Genomic DNA, 16809 nt, shown 5'->3' with positions numbered 1-16809 from the left:
TCCTATGGGAGAGCTGCGTTAAGCGCTCAGGCGTGGATTGAGCAGGTCGAGCGCGATGTCGGTAAGAAGATTCACGCCCACAAAACATGCTGCGATCAGCATCACGCCCGCTTGTGTCATTGGATAGTCCCGGCCGGCTGCAGCCACATAGAGTTGTGAGCCTAGGCCGGGCCACGCGAACACGTTTTCCACCAGGATCACGCCGCTCAGCAAATAACCTATCTGCAGGCCGGTCACGTTGATCACCGGGCTAAGCAGATTGCGTCCCATGTGGCGCCGCAAAATGTGGGCGCGTGAAAATCCCAGCGATCGATACGTACGGATGTAGTCCGCCCCTGCGATGTCGATCACACTCGCCCTGACAAGCCGGGCAAGAATCAGCATCGAAATGAGTGCCGCCGAAAACGCCGGCAGAAGGAGATGGCGCAGCAAGTCAGGCAGGCCGCCGTCGCCGCGCATGTCAGCAATGCCGGAAGACGGCAGCCAGTGAAGCTTGAGCGCGAACAGCCACATCAGAACAAGGCCGAGCCAAAACACCGGCATGTTGTGGCCGACCTGAATCACGAACATGGAGAACGAGTCCCCTTTCGATCCTCGATTCAAACCGGACACCACGCCCACCGCAACACCGAACCCCACGCAGATCAGCGTTGCTGCGGCTGTGAGGATTGCTGTGTTGACGAAGGCGGGCCCGAGTACGTTCATGACCGGTACCTTGAGGACGATGGAGTTTCCCCAGTGACCGCTCAGCAGATGCGACAGCCAGATGAAATACTGCGTAACGAGTGGTCGGTCGAAGCCATATTCATGCCGGAGGGCATCAATGGACGATTGCGGCATTTGCCCCGTGAGCGCGTTCGAGATCGGGTCGCCCGGGGACAGATGTGCCGAGAGGAACACCAGCACCGAGATGGTCAGGAACACCGGAATGGCCTGGGCCAGACGACTGATGATCGTGCGTGTCATGTTGCCAGCCAAACGCGGCTCAGGTCGTACCAGTTCTGCGCGGGCGCGTTGAAGCCCCTGACCTTGGCGCTGGTGGAAAAGTAACGGGTGAACGTAAGCAGCGGCACAACGCCAGCTTGCTTCTGCAGCAAGCCATTGGCGCTCTTCCATAGCGGGATCGCCCGGGTCTCGTCGGCTTCAACCGAGGCCACGTCGATCGCAGCCGCCAGTTCGGCCCCAAGCAGATCCTTGCCACCGCGCGCCACCACGTACCCCTGATACACGATACGCAGCCATAGCGGCGTGACGAAGCCCCATTCCATGCTGGCGAGCGCGATGTCGTCGGAGAGGTGGGGGAGATTGGACGTGTAGGTCAGCCACTCCTGCGAGAGGATCTTCACGTTGATGCCGACCTTGGCGAGATCGCGCTGTATCCATTCGATGGACGGCTGATTCGCCTCGTCGGTCGCAATGGTGAAGCTGATGTCGCCATCCTTGAAGCCCGCTTCGCTCAACAAGCGTCGTGCTGCATCGGGATCGAAGGCGAAGTCTTTCTGCGCGGGATCGTAGGCCGTGTTACCGGGGTTAAGAATGCTGTACGCCGCAATGGCGTGACCCTTGAACAGCGTTTTGGCCAGCCCCTCGCGATCGATCGACTGGATAATCGCTTGCCGGACGCGCACGTCTTGCGTGAACTTGTTCTTGAAGTTCCAGCCAAGATAAAGCAGCCCCGCACCGGTGCTCTCCGGCACGGCATAGCCACTCGATGACAGCGGTTGAACCGCGTCGGCAGGCGTGCGGGTAAGGATGTCGATCTCGCCGGCCTGGAGTGCAGCGAGACGGGTGGAGTCGTCCGTGATGGGCCGGAATACAATTTTGTCGACGTAGGGACGCGGTCCCCAGTACTGTTCGTTGCGCGCGAGTTCGGTCTTTTCCCCGTGGACCCGCGTGACCAGCTTGAACGGTCCTGTACCCGCAGCATGTTCGGCAAGACCGTCCTGGCCCCAAGTCTTCAGGGTCTCGGGACTGAAGATTCCCGAGACGTAATTGCCTTGCGGCAACATGCGCGGGAAGTCGCGGAACGGCTTGTTGAACACGTAGCGCACGGTGTAGTCGTCGACCACGTCGAAAGACTTCAAGTCGCCGTAGACCGCTTTCATAAAGGCGTTGGCCTTGACGTCGTAGTACTCGAAGCTTTTGTCGTGGAAGCGACGCACATTGAAATCCACTGCGCGCGCGTCGAACGGAGTGCCGTCATGGAACTTCACGCCATGGCGCAGCTTGAACGTGAACGTGGTTGCGTCGTCGCTGACCTGCCAGCTTTCAGCCAACGCCGGAATCAGCGGCGGCGGTCCGTCCGCGGAAGGCCGGCTGAGATCCTCGCCTACCAGCGACTCGTAGATATGCCGGTCGACCCGATACGTTTCCCACGAGTATTGATGATTGGGATCATAGACCGTCGGCTCCTGATACTCCCCAACGACGAGTGTTCCGCCAATACGAGGTGTACCGCCCGATGCAGTGGGTGTGAGGGCAGCCGGACTACCGTTGCCTGGCGTGCCGTACTTATTGATCAGCCCATAGCCGATTGCGCCGGCACCCAGTAACGCGCCGCCAACAATGAATTTGCGACGTCCGGTTGAATTCTGCTTTTCTTTCAGCGGCGGCGAATCCTTCGAACCACTATCTGTCATCTGCTGATTCCTTCGAGTTTCTGGATGAAGCGCGGACACGCCGGGCCGGTGTCTGCTTGAAAGGCGGTTCCGTCAACGCAACACTGCGCGACGGACGATAAACGTAAACCCTACGGCGCAAGGGGGCGTATCGCAACGAACGATTCGTGCGAAAGATATGACGCTAATGGTGCGCAAATCCGGCCAGATCTTTATCGCGGGGATAAAGGCGCCTTAGCGAGTCAATCGCGATGTAATCGCCAGACACGCGCTCTGCCTACAATCAGTCACTCTGCTTTGATCGATATCAGAAAATCTTCGTTGGTCGGATTTATCGGCTTGTTTAGACTCCATTTCATCTTGTCATAACAAGTTGAAATGACCGCTCCCACTGCCACCTTGCTGCCGCTGTCAGCAGCCCCGCTCTATGCCCGGTTGAAGGAAGTGCTGCGCGCCCGCATCCTTGACGGGACGTATCCGCCGCATGGGCAGATGCCGTCCGAGCACGAGCTCTGCGCGATGTTCGAGGTCAGCCGCATCACGGTTCGCCAGGCACTTGGCGATCTCCAGAAAGAGGGCTTGCTGTTCAAGATTCATGGCAAGGGGACGTTCGTTTCCAAGCCGAAAGCCTTTCAGAACGTGACGTCGTTACAAGGCTTTGCAGAGGCGATGTCATCGATGGGATATGAAATCGTCAACCAGCTGCGCACGTTCCGGGTGATCAAGGCCGACCGCCATGTCGCGAGTCGTCTGAACATTGCCGAGGGCTCAGGGGTCGTTGAAATCCATCGGGTGCGACTGCTCAACCGGGCGCCCGTATCGCTGGAAATCACCTACGTACCCGAGGCGCTCGAAAAGCGTCTGGCAAATGCCGACCTCGTGACCCGCGACATCTTTTTGATCCTTGAGAACGACTGCGGACTCTCACTCGGTCACGCCGACGTATCGATCGACGCGATTCTCGCCGACGATGAAATTGGCGCTGCGCTGCAAGTAGAGGAGGGCAGTCCGGTGCTGCGGATAGAACGCCTCACCCACTGTGCTGACGGGACGCCTATCGACTATGAATACCTTTATTTTCGGGGCGATGCGTTCCAGTACCGGATGCGTATCGACCGGGAAAAGAAACACAGGAATGCGAGGAAAGCGCGATGAATACACATGTTCTCGAATACGACGTCGTGGTAGTGGGCGGCGGCACGGCCGGACCCATGGCCGCGGTGAAAGCGAAGGAACGCGATCCCTCGCTCAGGGTGCTGCTGCTGGAAAAAGCCAACGTCAAGCGCAGCGGCGCGATCTCCATGGGCATGGATGGACTCAATAACGCGATTGTTCCCGGGCACGCGACGCCCGAGCAATACACGCGGGAGATCACTATCGCGAACGACGGCATTGTCGATCAGTCGGCGGTGTACGCCTATGCGCGGCATAGCTTCAAGACGATCGAGGAGCTGGATCGCTGGGGTGTGAAATTCGAGAAGGACAGCACCGGCGACTACGCTGTCAAGAAGGTGCATCACATGGGGTCCTATGTGTTGCCCATGCCGGAAGGGCACAGTATCAAGAAGGTGCTTTATCGGCAGCTTAAGCGTTCTCGTGTCGCCATTACTAACCGGATTGTCGCGACCCGGCTTCTGACCGATTCAACCGGACGCGTCTGCGGTGTACTGGGCTTTGACTGCCGCACCGCCGACTTTTATGTCGTTCGTGCGAAGGCCGTGATCTTGAGTTGTGGCGCTGCGGGACGCTTGGGGTTGCCAGCATCGGGCTATCTGATGGGCACTTACGAAAACCCGACCAACGCAGGTGACGGTTATGCCATGGCGTATCACGCCGGCGCCGCGCTTTCCAACCTTGAGTGTTTCCAGATCAATCCTTTGATTAAGGACTACAACGGTCCGGCTTGCGCTTATGTGACCGGACCGCTTGGCGGCTTCACGGCGAACGGCAAGGGTGAGCGTTTCATTGAATGCGACTACTGGAGCGGCCAGATGATGTGGGAGTTTTACCAGGAACTGCAAAGCGGCAATGGGCCGGTGTTCCTGAAGCTCGATCATCTGGCGGAGGAAACGATCAAGACGATCGAAGACATCCTTCATACGAACGAGCGTCCGAGCCGCGGGCGTTTCCATGCAGGGCGAGGCACCGATTACCGGCAACAGATGGTCGAGATGCATATCTCGGAGATCGGTTTTTGCAGCGGTCATAGCGCGTCGGGCGTGTACGTCAACGAGCGTGCCGAAACCACGGTAGCGGGTTTATATGCAGCAGGCGACATGGCCGCGGTGCCGCACAACTACATGCTCGGCGCGTTCACTTACGGCTGGTTCGCCGGGTGGAACGCGGCCGGCGATGTCGCGGGCCGTGAGTTTTCACCGCTGGACGACGAACAGATTGCAGCGGAGCGTCAACGCATCTACGCGCCGCTCGAACGCGAAACCGGGCTTGCCCCGGCGCAAGTTGAATACAAGCTGCGCCGCATGGTGAACGATTATCTGCAGCCGCCGAAGGTCACGCGAAAGATGGAGATCGGGCTGCAGCGGTTCGAGGAGATCAGCGCGGATATTGGCGAGATGAAAGCTGACAACCCGCACGAACTGATGCGCGCCGCAGAGGTTCGAGCGATCCGTGACTGCGCTGAAATGGCTGCACGTGCGTCGCTCTTCAGGACCGAGAGCCGCTGGGGGCTTTATCACCATCGGGTGGATTATCCGCAGCGCAACGATAGCGAATGGTTCTGCCACACGCATCTCTTCAAGGATGAGTTCGGCAGGATGACGAGCGCGAAACGCCCGGTCGAACCTTACGTGCTTCCGCTCGACAACGACGAAAGCGATGCCTATCAAAAATTGCGCATTGGCGAGCGTGTATCTACGCCGGCAGCCGTGCCGGAATCTGCCTGAACGGAGCATCCATGTCCTATACGTCCCATGAAATTTTCCATCGCAGCACGGCGCCCGTCACCGTCGACGAAGACAAATGTATCGCTGACAAGGGCTGCACCGTCTGTGTGGATGTGTGCCCGCTCGACCTGCTGGCGATCGATGTCTCCAAGGGCAAGGCCTACATGAAGTTCGACGAATGCTGGTACTGCATGCCGTGCGAACAGGACTGCCCGACCGGTGCGGTCAAGGTCGACATTCCTTATCTGCTCCGCTGACGAGGCGTTCAGATTCGCGGCGTACCCACTATCTATTCAGGGCTGAGCAATGAACATTCGAAAACTGTTTCGGGCTACCACTGCGCTGGCGTTCTTCATGGCGTCATTGAGCGTTGCGCAGGCGGAAACGATCCGCGTGGCTATCGGCACACAGGACACGACCATTAATTGCGCGACCGGCGGCCTCATGATCCGGGAGATGCATCTGCTCGATAAATACCTTCCGCACGATGGCAAATACAAGGACGTGCAGTACGACATCCAGTGGAAGGACTTCACATCCGGTGCGCCGCTGACTAACGAAATGGTGGCGGGCAAACTCGATTTCGGCGCGATGGCCGACTTTCCCGGCACGCTCAACGCGGCGGCATTCAAGAAAGCGGGCAAGCAGAGTGAATTCATCACGGTCCTGTCGGGTAGCACCGAGGGCAGCGGTAATGGCATTGTTGTGCCGACCGGGTCCCCGATTCATTCCCTGGCCGACCTGAAGGGCAAGACGATCTCGGTGCCGTTCGCGTCGACTGCGCACAGCATGCTGCTGCGCGCGATCAAGGCGCAAGGCTGGGATCCGGAAACCGACGTCAACATCATCACGCAAGCACCGGAAGTGGCGGGCAGCGCGCTCAAGGCGCATAAGATCGATGCGCACGCCGACTTTGTTCCGTTCGCCGACCTGTTCCCGTATCGCGGCTTCGCGACCAAGATCTATGACGGTGCACAAAGCCACGCGCCTACCTTTCATGGCGCGCTCGTCGACGCGGATTACGCAAAGAAGTACCCGGAGATTGTGGTGGCCTATTTGCGCGCGACTATCGAGGCGAATCGCCTGATGGCGCAGGACCCTGAAAAGTACAGCCTGTTGATCGAAAAAGTGACGGGCATTGAAGCACCGGTCGATTATCTGTATCACGGGCCGCTCGGCTTGCAGACGCGCGACCTGACCTGGAAGCCGGAGTATCGCCAGGCAGTGGCGAGCGCGATCGACACACTCAAGCTGCTGAAGAAGACGGACGTCGAGCTCGATGCGAACAGCATTATCGACGACCGCTTTATCCGCGAGGCGTTCAAGCAGTCCGGTCTCGACTACGACACCGCGCTGAAGAACTACGCGAAGCAGCCGTTGACGGCCAATGACGCGCAAACGGGTAAGCGGATCACCGCTTTCAACGATGTCGCCCAAGTGTGGGTCGAAGGTGAAGACACCGTTCGCAGTTACGCGCAGCCGCAAGAAGCTTTCAGCGTGCAGGAAGCACTGACGAAACAGGGCAAGAAAGTGCGCGCAGTGTTTGTACAGGATCACGCGAGCGGGCTGAAGCTATTGGCAGGCCAAGCCTGGTATGTCCGCTCGGGCAACGGGCAGGTTGCAGCCTTCCTGCTGCGCGCCAGTGCAGATGATTACGCAAAAAAGGTCAGCGGCCAGGTCTCGGACTATGCATCGGTTCGCGCGAATGCGGCTGAGGCCGTGGCCGCCCGCTGATACGCGGCAGGTCCGGCGCCCTCTACAGGAAATCGATCATGGCCACCTCGTTCGAAAGCACCGAAAGCCGCGACTTGCCGGCGCTTGACCAACCGCGTTCGTCGGCGGTGTCGAACCGCACGCCTGTCAGCCGTTCGATCTGGCGTTGCGCGTCCCTTGTCGCCTGCCTCGGTCTGTGGCAGATCGCGACGCAGTACAAGGTCTCGCTCGGCTTCGTGACGATGGCGAATGTGCCCGCACCGACGGACGTTGCGCAGGCGTTCTGGCACCTGCTGCATTCGCCCAAGCTGCCGATGCACCTGTTCGCCAGCATCGTGCGGGTGCTGGTTGGATTCAGCGCGGCGGCTATGGTTGGGATTGGTTTTGGCTTGGCCATCGGGCGATATCGAGCGTTCGAAGATACGGTGCTGCCGTCGCTCGAAGTGCTGCGGCCCATTCCCGCCGTAGCTTGGATTCCACTGGCGATCCTGATGTTTCCATCGTCGGAGATGAGCATGATGTTCATCACGTTCATCGGCGCGCTGTTCCCTATTTTGCTCAATACCATTCACGGTGTGGAAGGTATCGACCCACGCCTGGTCGCCACCGCGCGAAGCCTCGGCACGCGGCGGTTGTCCCTATTCAGCGAAGTGATCCTGCCCGGTGCTGCTCCGGCCATCCTGACCGGTTTGTCGATCGGCATGGGCACGGCGTGGTTCTGCCTGATCACGGCCGAGATGATCGCGGGCCAGTACGGGATCGGCTATTTCACGTGGGAGTCGTACACCTTGCAGAACTATGCGGATATCGTCGTCGGCATGCTGCTGATCGGCGCGCTTGGCATGGGCAGCAGCGTGCTGGTCAAAAGGCTCGGGCTGATGCTGATGCCGTGGTATCGGCTGAGCGAGGCGCGTCGATGAGCACGGTATCAAGCGAGGCGACCCTGGGCCGTGTGGACGTGCGTTCGTTGAGCGTTGACGTGGGCTTGTCGAGCGAACGTTTTACGGCGCTGGACCGCCTGGATTTCACCATCGCGCCGGGCGAATTCGTATGCGTGCTTGGACCGTCCGGTTGCGGCAAGTCGACCTTGCTCGGTGCTATCGCGGGACATGTGGCGTCCACCCGCGGCGAGATCGCGGTCGATGGCGAACGGGTCGAAGGCCCGCATCGAAACCGTGGTCTTGTGTTTCAGCAGCACACGTTGTTTCCGTGGAAGCGGGTGATCGACAACGTCGCGTTCGGGCTGAAGATGAGCGGGCTCGGTCTGGAGGAGCGACATCGCGAGGCGCGTGCGCTGCTCGATCTTGTCGGCTTGCAGGGATTCGAAGCGCGTTATCCGGTGCAACTGTCGGGCGGCATGCAGCAGCGGGTCGAAATTGCGCGCGCGCTGATCAATCGGCCGCACATCCTCCTGATGGACGAACCGTTCGGTGCACTCGACGCACAGACGCGCCGGATGATGCAGAGCCTGCTGCTCGATGTGTGGGCGCGCATGCGCACCACGGTGGTGTTCGTGACTCACGATATAGACGAGGCGTTGTTTCTGGCCGATCGCATTCTTGTGCTGTCGCGCCGGCCCGCGCGAATTGTCGCTGATATTGTGGTGCCGCTCGCCCGTCCACGCGATGACGAGAGCACGGTCGCGGCCGAGTTTATCGATATCAAACGCCGTTGCCTTGCGCTGCTGCGCGAGGGGACGTGATATTGCGTTTCACGTCATCCTGACTCTTCAATGCTTCAAAAGAAAACCTACTCATGACTGCATTCTCCGCGCTGACTTTCGATCCGGACGCGCTCGATCCTGAAGCAGCGGTCCTGCTGCCACGCTTGTCCGATGCTGACCCTGTGGTTCGCCGCATCGCGCTCCTTGAACTCGCGGATCTCGAGGACGAGAACCTGTTGCCGCCGATCGTCCATGCGCTGCGCCATGACGATTCGGCTGAAGTCCGCCGCGAGGCGGCGCGGGTGCTGGCGGCGTGGGAAGGAGCGGAAGTTGTTGACGCGCTGTGCCGTACTCTTCTTGACCTCGATGAAGCGGTGCGCCTCGCTGCGGCTCAAAGCCTCTCGGAACTCAAGGAAGTGACCTCGGGGCACGTGTTGCTGGAATGGGTCTCCAATCCGGACCCGTTCGTGCAGGCCGCGATACTCCGTGCATTGCGTGAGTTGCGCCTGTCCGATGCCCTGGACCCCGCTCTGCGAGGGTTGTCGCATCCGCTTGCGTCGGTGCGTCTTGAGGCCGTCGGCGTCGCCGGCTGGCTCAAGGACGAGCGCGCGCTCGCGCAGCTCGCCGAGGTAGCAGCAGGGGACGCCGATCCCGACGTGCGCCGGGCCGCAGTGGGGTCGTTGGGACTAGGCTCGGAGCCGGCGGAGGCCATCGTCGATGCGCTGCTCAGTGCGTTGCGTGACGACGCCTGGCAAGTGCGTGAGGAAGCCGCCGCGACGCTGGGTAAGCTGCGCGCGGGCCAGGCTCGCGACGCGCTGATTGCGTCGCTCGATGATCCTTACTGGCAGGTCAGGCTGAAGTCCGCGCGAGCGTTAGGAAGGTTGCGCGACCCCGCTGCGGGAGCGGCGCTTGGCCGGCTGCTGTCGCATTCGATCAGCAATCTGCGCAAGGAAGCGGCGCTTGCGCTCGGCGAGCTCGGCGACCGTGGTTTGCTGCCGGTCCTGCAAGCTGCGCAAAACGATCCCGATCCGGAAGTACGCAAGGCCGTTCGCATCGCGCTCCAACAGATCGGAGGTCTTCCAGCATGAACGTGCCCGAACGCATCGACCTCGACTCACGCGCCCACACATTGACCCTGCACTGGCCGGATGCGCGGGTGCAGTGTGTCAGTTACGCGGCACTGCGCCGCGCGTGCCCATGCGCCGCGTGCCGTCGTATCCACATCGCCGGGAGCTTTGTGCAGGCAGCCGAGGACATCACAGTAGTGGACATTCATTCGATGGCGTATGGCGTGCAACTCAGCTTCAGCGACGGTCACGCGCAGGGAATTTTCCCCTGGCCGTTTCTCGAAGCACTTGAGGCAGTTGCCGCATGACACACGCACTCGGACAATCACCGGCGCCGTGAACTCAACGTCCCGACTGCGAGCACGACGAAGATCAGAATGCCGATGGCGACCTGCTGCCAATAGAAGTTCCATCCGATAAGAAGCAGCCCGTTTGCCGCGAAGCCTAGCAACAGGACGCCCACCAGCGTTCCTGCCACGTTAGGCCGGTGCGACGAAGAAAGCGTGGCGCCGATGAACGTGGCGCCGATTGCGTTGAGCAAGTAACCGTTGCCCGCGAGCGGCACATACGCCTTCACGTTCGACGACAGGATCAACCCGACAAGCCCGGAGATCACCGCGCTCAACGCGAAGGCGAGATACAGCAACGAGCGCACTGGAAGACCGGAGTAGCGCGCGACGCCTGCCTGGACGCCGAGCACAGTAATGCCCCTTCCATGCCGTGAGCGCGCGAGCAGCAGATGCAGAATGCAAGCAAGGGCCGCGACAAGATAAAGGGGCAGTGCGACACCAAAGAGACGGCCGTGACCGAGCGTCGAGAAAGCCTCCGGCAAGACCTGGTTCAAAAGGTAAATGGGCTGTCCGCCGTCGGTCGCAAGCTGCTGGATGCTCTGGCCGATGAACAGCGTCCCAAGCGTAGCGAGAAAGGGTTCCACGCCGAACGATGCAATCAGCACACCGTTGAACAACCCAACCGCGAGGGCCGCGCCAAGTGCCGCGACGATCGCGATCGGCAGGCCGACGTGTCGCGCCACGAGCGTCACGAATACGAGGCTTGCGAGATCGACGGCCGTGCCGACCGATAGATCCACCGCGCCGAGCGACGCCACCACCGTCATTGCAAGCGCCACGATCGCCAGCGGAGCGACAGTATTGAGCAGTACGCTGTCGATGTTCGAGAGCGTGGCGAACGCCGGAGCGAACACGGCGAAGAATGCGATTGCCGCGGCGAAGGCCGCGACCAGCGCATAACGCGTCCAGCCTTTGATTGATACGGTTCGCGCGAACGGGCGAAGGATGAGCTCACGCATGGCTGCTCTTCTCCAGGTTGCGTCGGCGCAGCAGCGCCGTGAGCGAAACGACGAACAGGATCAATGCGCCTTCGACGCCGCTGATCCAGTAGCTCGACACGTTGTCCAGCTGGAAGCCGTTCGCGACAAGGCCGAGGAATAAAACACTCAGCCACGTGCCCGCTACGGTCGGCACGAGTCGTCGCGAGAACACGACACCAAGAAGTGCGGCAGCGATCACCGCAAGAAGATTCTCCCCGGAGCCGGGTGCGCTGCCGCTCAGAAGTGCAGTGGAGGCTAGGGCGGCAATGCCGGCCGACAGCCCGCACACTACATAGCTCGCCGCGACGTAGCCTTCAGCCCTCAGTCCAGCCGCGCGGACCGCCGCCGGATGACTGCCCGACGCGTGTAGCCGTAGCCCGAATCGCGTAAAGTGCCCGAGCCAGACGAACACCAGGCCCACGCCGACAAATGCATAGGAGAGCCACGGAATGGCGAACGGGCCGTTGTCAAGAAGGACCGCGAGCGTTGGTCCGGTTGCGGAGACGGTTGAGTTTCGCGTCACGACCAACTCCAGCCCCGCCACGATGTTCATCGTGGTGAGCGTGGCGAGAAGGGGAAGCATGCGCAGTACGACAACCGCGAACGCATTAAAAGCGCCGACCGCTGTACCGGCTGAGAGCGTGAGCGCGATTGCCGTCGGCGAAGCAACACCGTTGGCTAGCGACGTCGCATAAACGGCGGCACAAAAGCCGAGGTTCGCCGCAATCGAGAGATCGATGCCACCGGCGATGCCGTTTGCGCCACCCCCGATCAGGACGAGCGTCAAGCCGAACGCGAGCGTGCCGATCACTGCCGACTGCTGCATCACATTGGCGAGATTGCCTACCGTGAAGAAGAGTGGCGAGCTTGCCGCAAACACGGCCAGCACCCCGAGGATCACCAGGAGCGCGCCACTTTGCAGCCACCATTGCGGCAGTTTGAAGGATTTCGCGATAGCGAGCACGTTGCCGCGCGATCGTCTTGTTTGAACTTGACTCATGTTTGCACCGCTTCAAGATCGTGAGTTGAACCCTCACTCCGGCTCGGACCCGCTGCGCTCGCCCAGCCCAGGATTTCCTGATGAGTCGTCTCTTTGGAGACCAGCTCCTGCACGAGCGACCCGCGGGCGAGAATGAGAATCCGGTCGGTGATTCCCTGCAATTCGATAAGGTCGGTCGAAAACAGCAGGACCGCCGCGCCTTGTGCGGCGAGTTCGTCAAGGACCCGGTAGATCTCTGCTTTAGCGCGAATATCGACACCCACAGTTGGTTCGTCGAGCAAGTACAGGTTCGCGCGCGTGCTCAGCCATTTCGCCAGTACGACCTTCTGCTGGTTGCCGCCAGACAGCTGACGTGCAGGCGCTTCGGTACCCGGCGCGCGAACCTGCAGGTCATCCATGCGTCGCTGCACCAGTTCCTTCTCGCGACGGCGATCGATCATGAAATGCCGCACGAAACGCTTAAGGCTCGCGAGCGAGATGTTCTCGCGAACGGCCATGTCGAGCGCGATGCCATGCGCTCGCCTGTCCTCAGGCACGAAAGCAATGCCGCGGCGCACCGCATTGCGCGGATCGTCCGGCACGTACGCACTGCCATCCAGTTCGATATGCCCGTGCACGCCGGGTTCGAGTCCGAACAGGCTGCGCACGACGGCTTTGCCGCCGGAACCGAGCAGCCCCGTCACGCCGACAATCTCGCCGCGGCGTACGTTGAAGCTGATGTCTTCGAAGCGGGCCGCTGCACCCAGTCCGCAGACGCGCAGGAGCGGCGCGCCGGCCTTGCGCGTGGTGGCGGGGACGAGTGCAGCGGTACTGCCGCCGATCATCGCGGCGACGAGTTGTTGCGGCGTTGAATCGGCTACCTGGAGGTGGGCTACGTCCCGGCCATCGCGAAGAACGGTCACGACGTCGCAGAGCGCTTCGATCTCGTCGAGATAGTGGGACACATAGAGGATCGCAAGACCGCGCTCACGTAGCCTGCGGATCGCGGAGAACAATTGCTCGGCTTCATGGCGCGCGAGCGCTGCGGTGGGTTCGTCGAAGACCAGCACGCGAGGCGCGCTGAGCAGCGCGCGCGTGATCTGCACGAGCTGCTGCTCGGCAACGCTCAACTCGGCGATGAGCCGGCTTGGCTCGATATCGACACCGAAATGCTCCCGCACGGCGGTGCGCGCGAAGCGGCGCATGCTGGCCGCATTCAGAACCGGCAGGAACCCGACGGTAAGCTCGTTGCCGAGCAGTAACGCTTCGGCCACGGTCAGGGTCGGGGCCAGCAGCCGGTCCTGGTGCACGATCTCGATTCCAAGCCGGCGCGCGTCGGAAGGACTGTTGATCGAAACGGGCTTGCCATCGAGCGCGATCTCACCTTCGTCTGAACGATGTATGCCGCCGAGGATCTTGATGAGAGTCGACTTCCCCGCGCCGTTCTGACCGATCAGGCCATGCACTTGTCCAGGCGCCAGGTCGAGCGAGACCTGGCGCAATGCCGGTATGCCGTCGAACTGCTTGGAGATAGCCCGCAGCTCCAGCAACCCATGCTCACTTGGCATCGGCCTGGCCCAGCGTTTTCGAGGCGTCGGCGGCGTTGTCCTTGGTCACGAGAATTGCCGGCACGTAGGTAGCGGGCGGCAACGAGCGGTCGCCGTTGAGATAACGCGCGACGTTGTCGACTGCCGTCTTGCCGATCAGGTACGGTTGCTGGGCGACGACCGCGGCGGCGCTGGATTGCGGATTGTTCACCAGGGCGACGACGTCAGGGCTGCCATCGACCGCATACGTCTTGACTTCGGTGCGATGCGCCGCGTCCACCGCCTGCGTGGCGCCGATCTGCGGAACATCCCACGCGGCCCAGATAGCCTGGACCGTGCCCTTCGGATACTTGTTCAGCAACTGGCTGACCTGTGCGTACGAGTCCTGGACCGTGTTCGGCACCACGTCGCGCAATTCCGGCTGGATGATCTTGATCTTCGGATACCACTTGAGCACCGTGCGCAACTGGTCATAGCGCATGGCGACTACGGGCACGCCGTAGAAGCCGTTAAAAACAAGGATGTTGCCTTCCCCATGCAGATCGTTCACGAGCTTGAGCGCCAGTTGCTCGCCGATGAAGAAATTGTCGGACGTGGTGACGTTGATGCTCGATGGGCTGGCGGTATCGACGGTAAAGAGCGGGATGCCTGCCGCACGGATTTTCTGAAGCCATGGTTCGAGCACCGACGATGTGCCGAGTTGCTCGATGATCGCATCGGGCTTCTGCGCAATCAGTGTCTGGATCTGGGCGATCTGCTGCGCGTCCTTGCGCCCGCCGTCGAGCGCGATCGGCGTACCGCCCAGGCGCTTCACCTCATCAATCTGCCCTTGATAGGCCTTGAGGTCCCAATAGTGTTCCGTGCCGGCCACCGTGATGCCGATACGTTTTCCTTTCAATGACGGGATCTCGTCCGGGGTCGGGGCCGGCGCTGCCAGCGCCACGCTTGCGAGCAGTCCGGCAAGCGCACCGGCGAAACCTCGGGCGAAAGCTCGGGCGATCGACTTTCGCGTGACTGCGGGATGGGCCTTGCTGTGTTTGAAGTTATTGTTCTGCATGTCAAATGAGTCATGGGTGGAGGGTGGACGGACTTAAGACGCTAGCACGAAGGCAGTGCTCGTCTAAGTCGTAATCAGGCTAAGGTTCTGAGAGAGAACATGGAAAGCAAATTCACGCCAGACAGGGGAGGATCGTGGATAGCATCGAGCGGATGGATGCTTCATTGCCAAGCACTTCGTTGCCGGCATCGATGCGTTTTTCTTAACGAAGGGACGGCGACTCAGATCGACGCGGTCCTGCGCGGCGCAGTGCAAGTTCCGCTGCACGACCCCGTACGATCGCGTCATAATTGAGGTTCGATACTGTCAGCCTTCTGCAACCATGGACGACCGTGACCTCTATGCGGACCTGATCCGCCTCCACGTGCTCCATGAGGAGCCGGTCTATTCGTTGGTCATGATCCAGGCGCTTGCACGACACGGTTACAAGATGAGCCGTGCGCTCTCCCCGATCTCGCGCGGCCTGGAGGAGGCCGCGGCGAAGCAAGAGGTTCGCGAGCTTTTCGGCGAGCTGTTCGAAAGCAAGTGACCGCCCGGACGGTGCGGACGCGCTGATCTTTTCAATCTGAAAAACTGGCAGTTTATGGAAAACGGTATTACCTCATCGCACCTGACCCGGGCGAATACCGCTGGGGAGGTTCTCGCGGTGTTTCTCAAGTTGGGGTTGACGTGCTTTGGCGGTCCCATAGCCCATTTGGGATACTTCCGCCGGGAATTCGTCGAGCGCCGCCGCTGGCTCGATGACGAAACCTTCACCGATCTGGTCGGACTCTGTCAGTTCCTGCCGGGACCGGCGAGCAGCCAGGTGGGATTCTCGATTGGTCTCTTGCGAGCCGGGTGGATCGGGGGACTCGCGGCCTGGTTCGGATTTACGCTGCCTTCGGTGCTTCTCTTGCTCGGCTTCGCGGCCATCGCCCCTAGTCTTGGCGGCCCGGTCGGCAGTGGGTTGATCCATGGCCTCAAACTTGTCGCTGTCGCTGTCGTCGCTCAAGCAGTTTGGGATATGGCACGGCGCCTGTGTCCGGACCAACGCCGTGCTGCCATCGCGCTCATGGCAATCGCGGTACTCAGCGTTCTGACGACCGTTTATGCGCAGCTCATCGTAATCGTTCTCGGCGCTGTGCTCGGACTCGCGTTGTGCCAGACAACGACATCGTCAGACACCAGTCGCACACCCCAGCACGGTCACGAAATCCACGTTTCCCGCACGGTGGGTGCCGTCGCGCTGATTCTGTTCTTTGTCCTGCTGCTCGGACTTCCGGCGCTGGTCGGACTCCACGCGGGTCACGCGGTCAAGGTATTCGAAGCCTTCTACCGCTCGGGTGCTCTGGTGTTTGGCGGCGGTCACGTCGTGCTCCCGCTTCTGCAACAGCAGACCGTCGCGACCGGCTGGATCTCTCCGAACGAATTTCTTGCGGGCTACGGTGCCGCGCAGGCAGTTCCCGGCCCCTTGTTCACGTTCGCGGCATTTCTCGGCTGGATGATGGCCGAAGCGCCAAATCACTGGACCGGCGCATTGCTCGCTACTGCGGGTATTTTCCTCCCGGGTCTCCTACTCGTGCTCGCGGCGCTCCCGTACTGGCAAGCGCTGCGCGCACCCCCGTCGATGGCTGCACTGCTTGCGGGCGTGAATGCTGCGGTCGTTGGACTGCTGGCCAGCGCGCTGTACTCAACGGTGTGGACAAGTGCGGTTCTTTCGAAGCTCGACTTTGCCATCGCAGCCATCGGATTCTTTCTGCTGACGCGCTGGAAGGTTCCACCACTCGCCGTCGTTGTGCTTTGTACGCTCGCCGGCATCGCCGAGGCGACCTGGCACTGAGTCGATGCTTCCTGGCAAGCGGGGAGTACGACTGTCCGACAACCGAAAGGCGCAGCTAATCCTCATCTAAGAATGGCAGCGTAGTCTCAAGGCTGCGTGCAGTATTAGCCACG

16 protein-coding genes are annotated in these 16809 nt (G+C 61.0%); 10 read left to right on the top strand and 6 right to left on the bottom strand.

Translation table 11 applies throughout. The features are described from left to right. Positions 1-18: 18 nt before the first annotated feature. Positions 19-966, bottom strand: a complete 948-nt coding sequence (locus tag FH08_RS0137445; RefSeq protein WP_031363250.1) for an ABC transporter permease — start codon at positions 964-966, stop codon at positions 19-21. Then, positions 963-2639, bottom strand: a complete 1677-nt coding sequence (locus FH08_RS0137440) for an ABC transporter substrate-binding protein (RefSeq protein ID WP_035568337.1) — start codon at positions 2637-2639, stop codon at positions 963-965. Before FH08_RS0137440 ends, FH08_RS0137445 begins: the two co-directional genes overlap by 4 nt. Positions 2640-2996: 357 nt before the next feature. Here FH08_RS0137440 and FH08_RS0137435 point away from each other — a divergent pair, with 357 nt between their 5' ends. The 8 genes from FH08_RS0137435 to FH08_RS0137400 are packed head-to-tail and all read left to right on the top strand — an operon-like array spanning position 2997 to position 10272. After that, positions 2997-3773, top strand: a complete 777-nt coding sequence (locus FH08_RS0137435) for a GntR family transcriptional regulator (protein ID WP_031363248.1) — start codon at positions 2997-2999, stop codon at positions 3771-3773. Beyond that, positions 3770-5521 (top strand): fumarate reductase/succinate dehydrogenase flavoprotein subunit, encoded by a 1752-nt coding sequence (locus FH08_RS0137430; protein ID WP_031363247.1) that lies wholly within the window; start codon positions 3770-3772, stop codon positions 5519-5521. The genes FH08_RS0137435 and FH08_RS0137430 overlap by 4 nt, the downstream gene beginning before the upstream one ends. Positions 5522-5532: 11 nt before the next feature. Next, a complete protein-coding gene (locus FH08_RS0137425) occupies positions 5533-5778 on the top strand; it encodes a 4Fe-4S dicluster domain-containing protein (RefSeq protein WP_031363246.1) in 246 nt (81 codons plus the stop codon). A gap of 49 nt (positions 5779-5827) precedes the next feature. Beyond that, positions 5828-7255 (top strand): ABC transporter substrate-binding protein, encoded by a 1428-nt coding sequence (locus tag FH08_RS0137420; protein ID WP_031363245.1) that lies wholly within the window; start codon positions 5828-5830, stop codon positions 7253-7255. A 38-nt stretch (positions 7256-7293) separates the two neighbouring features. Continuing rightward, a complete protein-coding gene (locus tag FH08_RS0137415) occupies positions 7294-8154 on the top strand; it encodes an ABC transporter permease (protein ID WP_031363244.1) in 861 nt (286 codons plus the stop codon). Then, positions 8151-8936, top strand: coding sequence for an ABC transporter ATP-binding protein (locus tag FH08_RS0137410; protein ID WP_031363243.1), 786 nt, complete (start codon positions 8151-8153; stop codon positions 8934-8936). The genes FH08_RS0137415 and FH08_RS0137410 overlap by 4 nt, the downstream gene beginning before the upstream one ends. 53 nt (positions 8937-8989) lie before the next feature. Continuing rightward, positions 8990-9985 carry a HEAT repeat domain-containing protein gene (locus FH08_RS0137405; RefSeq protein WP_031363242.1) on the top strand — a complete coding sequence of 332 codons (996 nt, stop codon included), beginning with the start codon at positions 8990-8992 and terminating at the stop codon, positions 9983-9985. After that, positions 9982-10272, top strand: a complete 291-nt coding sequence (locus FH08_RS0137400) for a gamma-butyrobetaine hydroxylase-like domain-containing protein (protein ID WP_031363241.1) — start codon at positions 9982-9984, stop codon at positions 10270-10272. Before FH08_RS0137405 ends, FH08_RS0137400 begins: the two co-directional genes overlap by 4 nt. A gap of 17 nt (positions 10273-10289) precedes the next feature. Here FH08_RS0137400 and FH08_RS0137395 read toward each other — a convergent pair whose 3' ends face one another. From FH08_RS0137395 to FH08_RS0137380, 4 genes are read right to left on the bottom strand one after another with little or no spacing between them, the layout of a single operon-like run. Next, positions 10290-11273, bottom strand: a complete 984-nt coding sequence (locus FH08_RS0137395) for an ABC transporter permease (protein WP_051888819.1) — start codon at positions 11271-11273, stop codon at positions 10290-10292. Continuing rightward, a complete protein-coding gene (locus FH08_RS0137390; RefSeq protein ID WP_031363239.1) occupies positions 11266-12294 on the bottom strand; it encodes an ABC transporter permease in 1029 nt (342 codons plus the stop codon). The genes FH08_RS0137395 and FH08_RS0137390 overlap by 8 nt, the downstream gene beginning before the upstream one ends. Continuing rightward, positions 12291-13841 (bottom strand): sugar ABC transporter ATP-binding protein, encoded by a 1551-nt coding sequence (locus FH08_RS0137385; protein ID WP_051888818.1) that lies wholly within the window; start codon positions 13839-13841, stop codon positions 12291-12293. The genes FH08_RS0137390 and FH08_RS0137385 overlap by 4 nt, the downstream gene beginning before the upstream one ends. Continuing rightward, the gene (locus FH08_RS0137380; RefSeq protein WP_081889695.1) at positions 13831-14877 is read right to left on the bottom strand and encodes a sugar ABC transporter substrate-binding protein; all 1047 of its coding nucleotides are present in this window, start codon (positions 14875-14877) and stop codon (positions 13831-13833) included. Before FH08_RS0137380 ends, FH08_RS0137385 begins: the two co-directional genes overlap by 11 nt. A gap of 322 nt (positions 14878-15199) precedes the next feature. Between FH08_RS0137380 and FH08_RS0137375 the strand changes: the two genes are divergently transcribed. Together FH08_RS0137375 and chrA are read left to right on the top strand one after the other, a co-directional pair. Further along, on the top strand, positions 15200-15406 hold the full coding sequence (locus FH08_RS0137375; RefSeq protein WP_051888817.1) for a hypothetical protein: 207 nt from the start codon (positions 15200-15202) through the stop codon (positions 15404-15406). Between the two features lie 54 nt (positions 15407-15460). After that, on the top strand, positions 15461-16696 hold the full coding sequence (gene chrA / locus FH08_RS0137370) for a chromate efflux transporter (protein ID WP_031363235.1): 1236 nt from the start codon (positions 15461-15463) through the stop codon (positions 16694-16696). The last annotated feature ends 113 nt before the right edge of the window (positions 16697-16809 follow it).

Origin of the sequence: Caballeronia sordidicola (assembly GCF_000729995.1) — a bacterium.
GTDB lineage: Bacteria > Pseudomonadota > Gammaproteobacteria > Burkholderiales > Burkholderiaceae > Caballeronia > Caballeronia sordidicola_A.
This window is presented reverse-complemented; position numbering and strand designations above follow the sequence as displayed.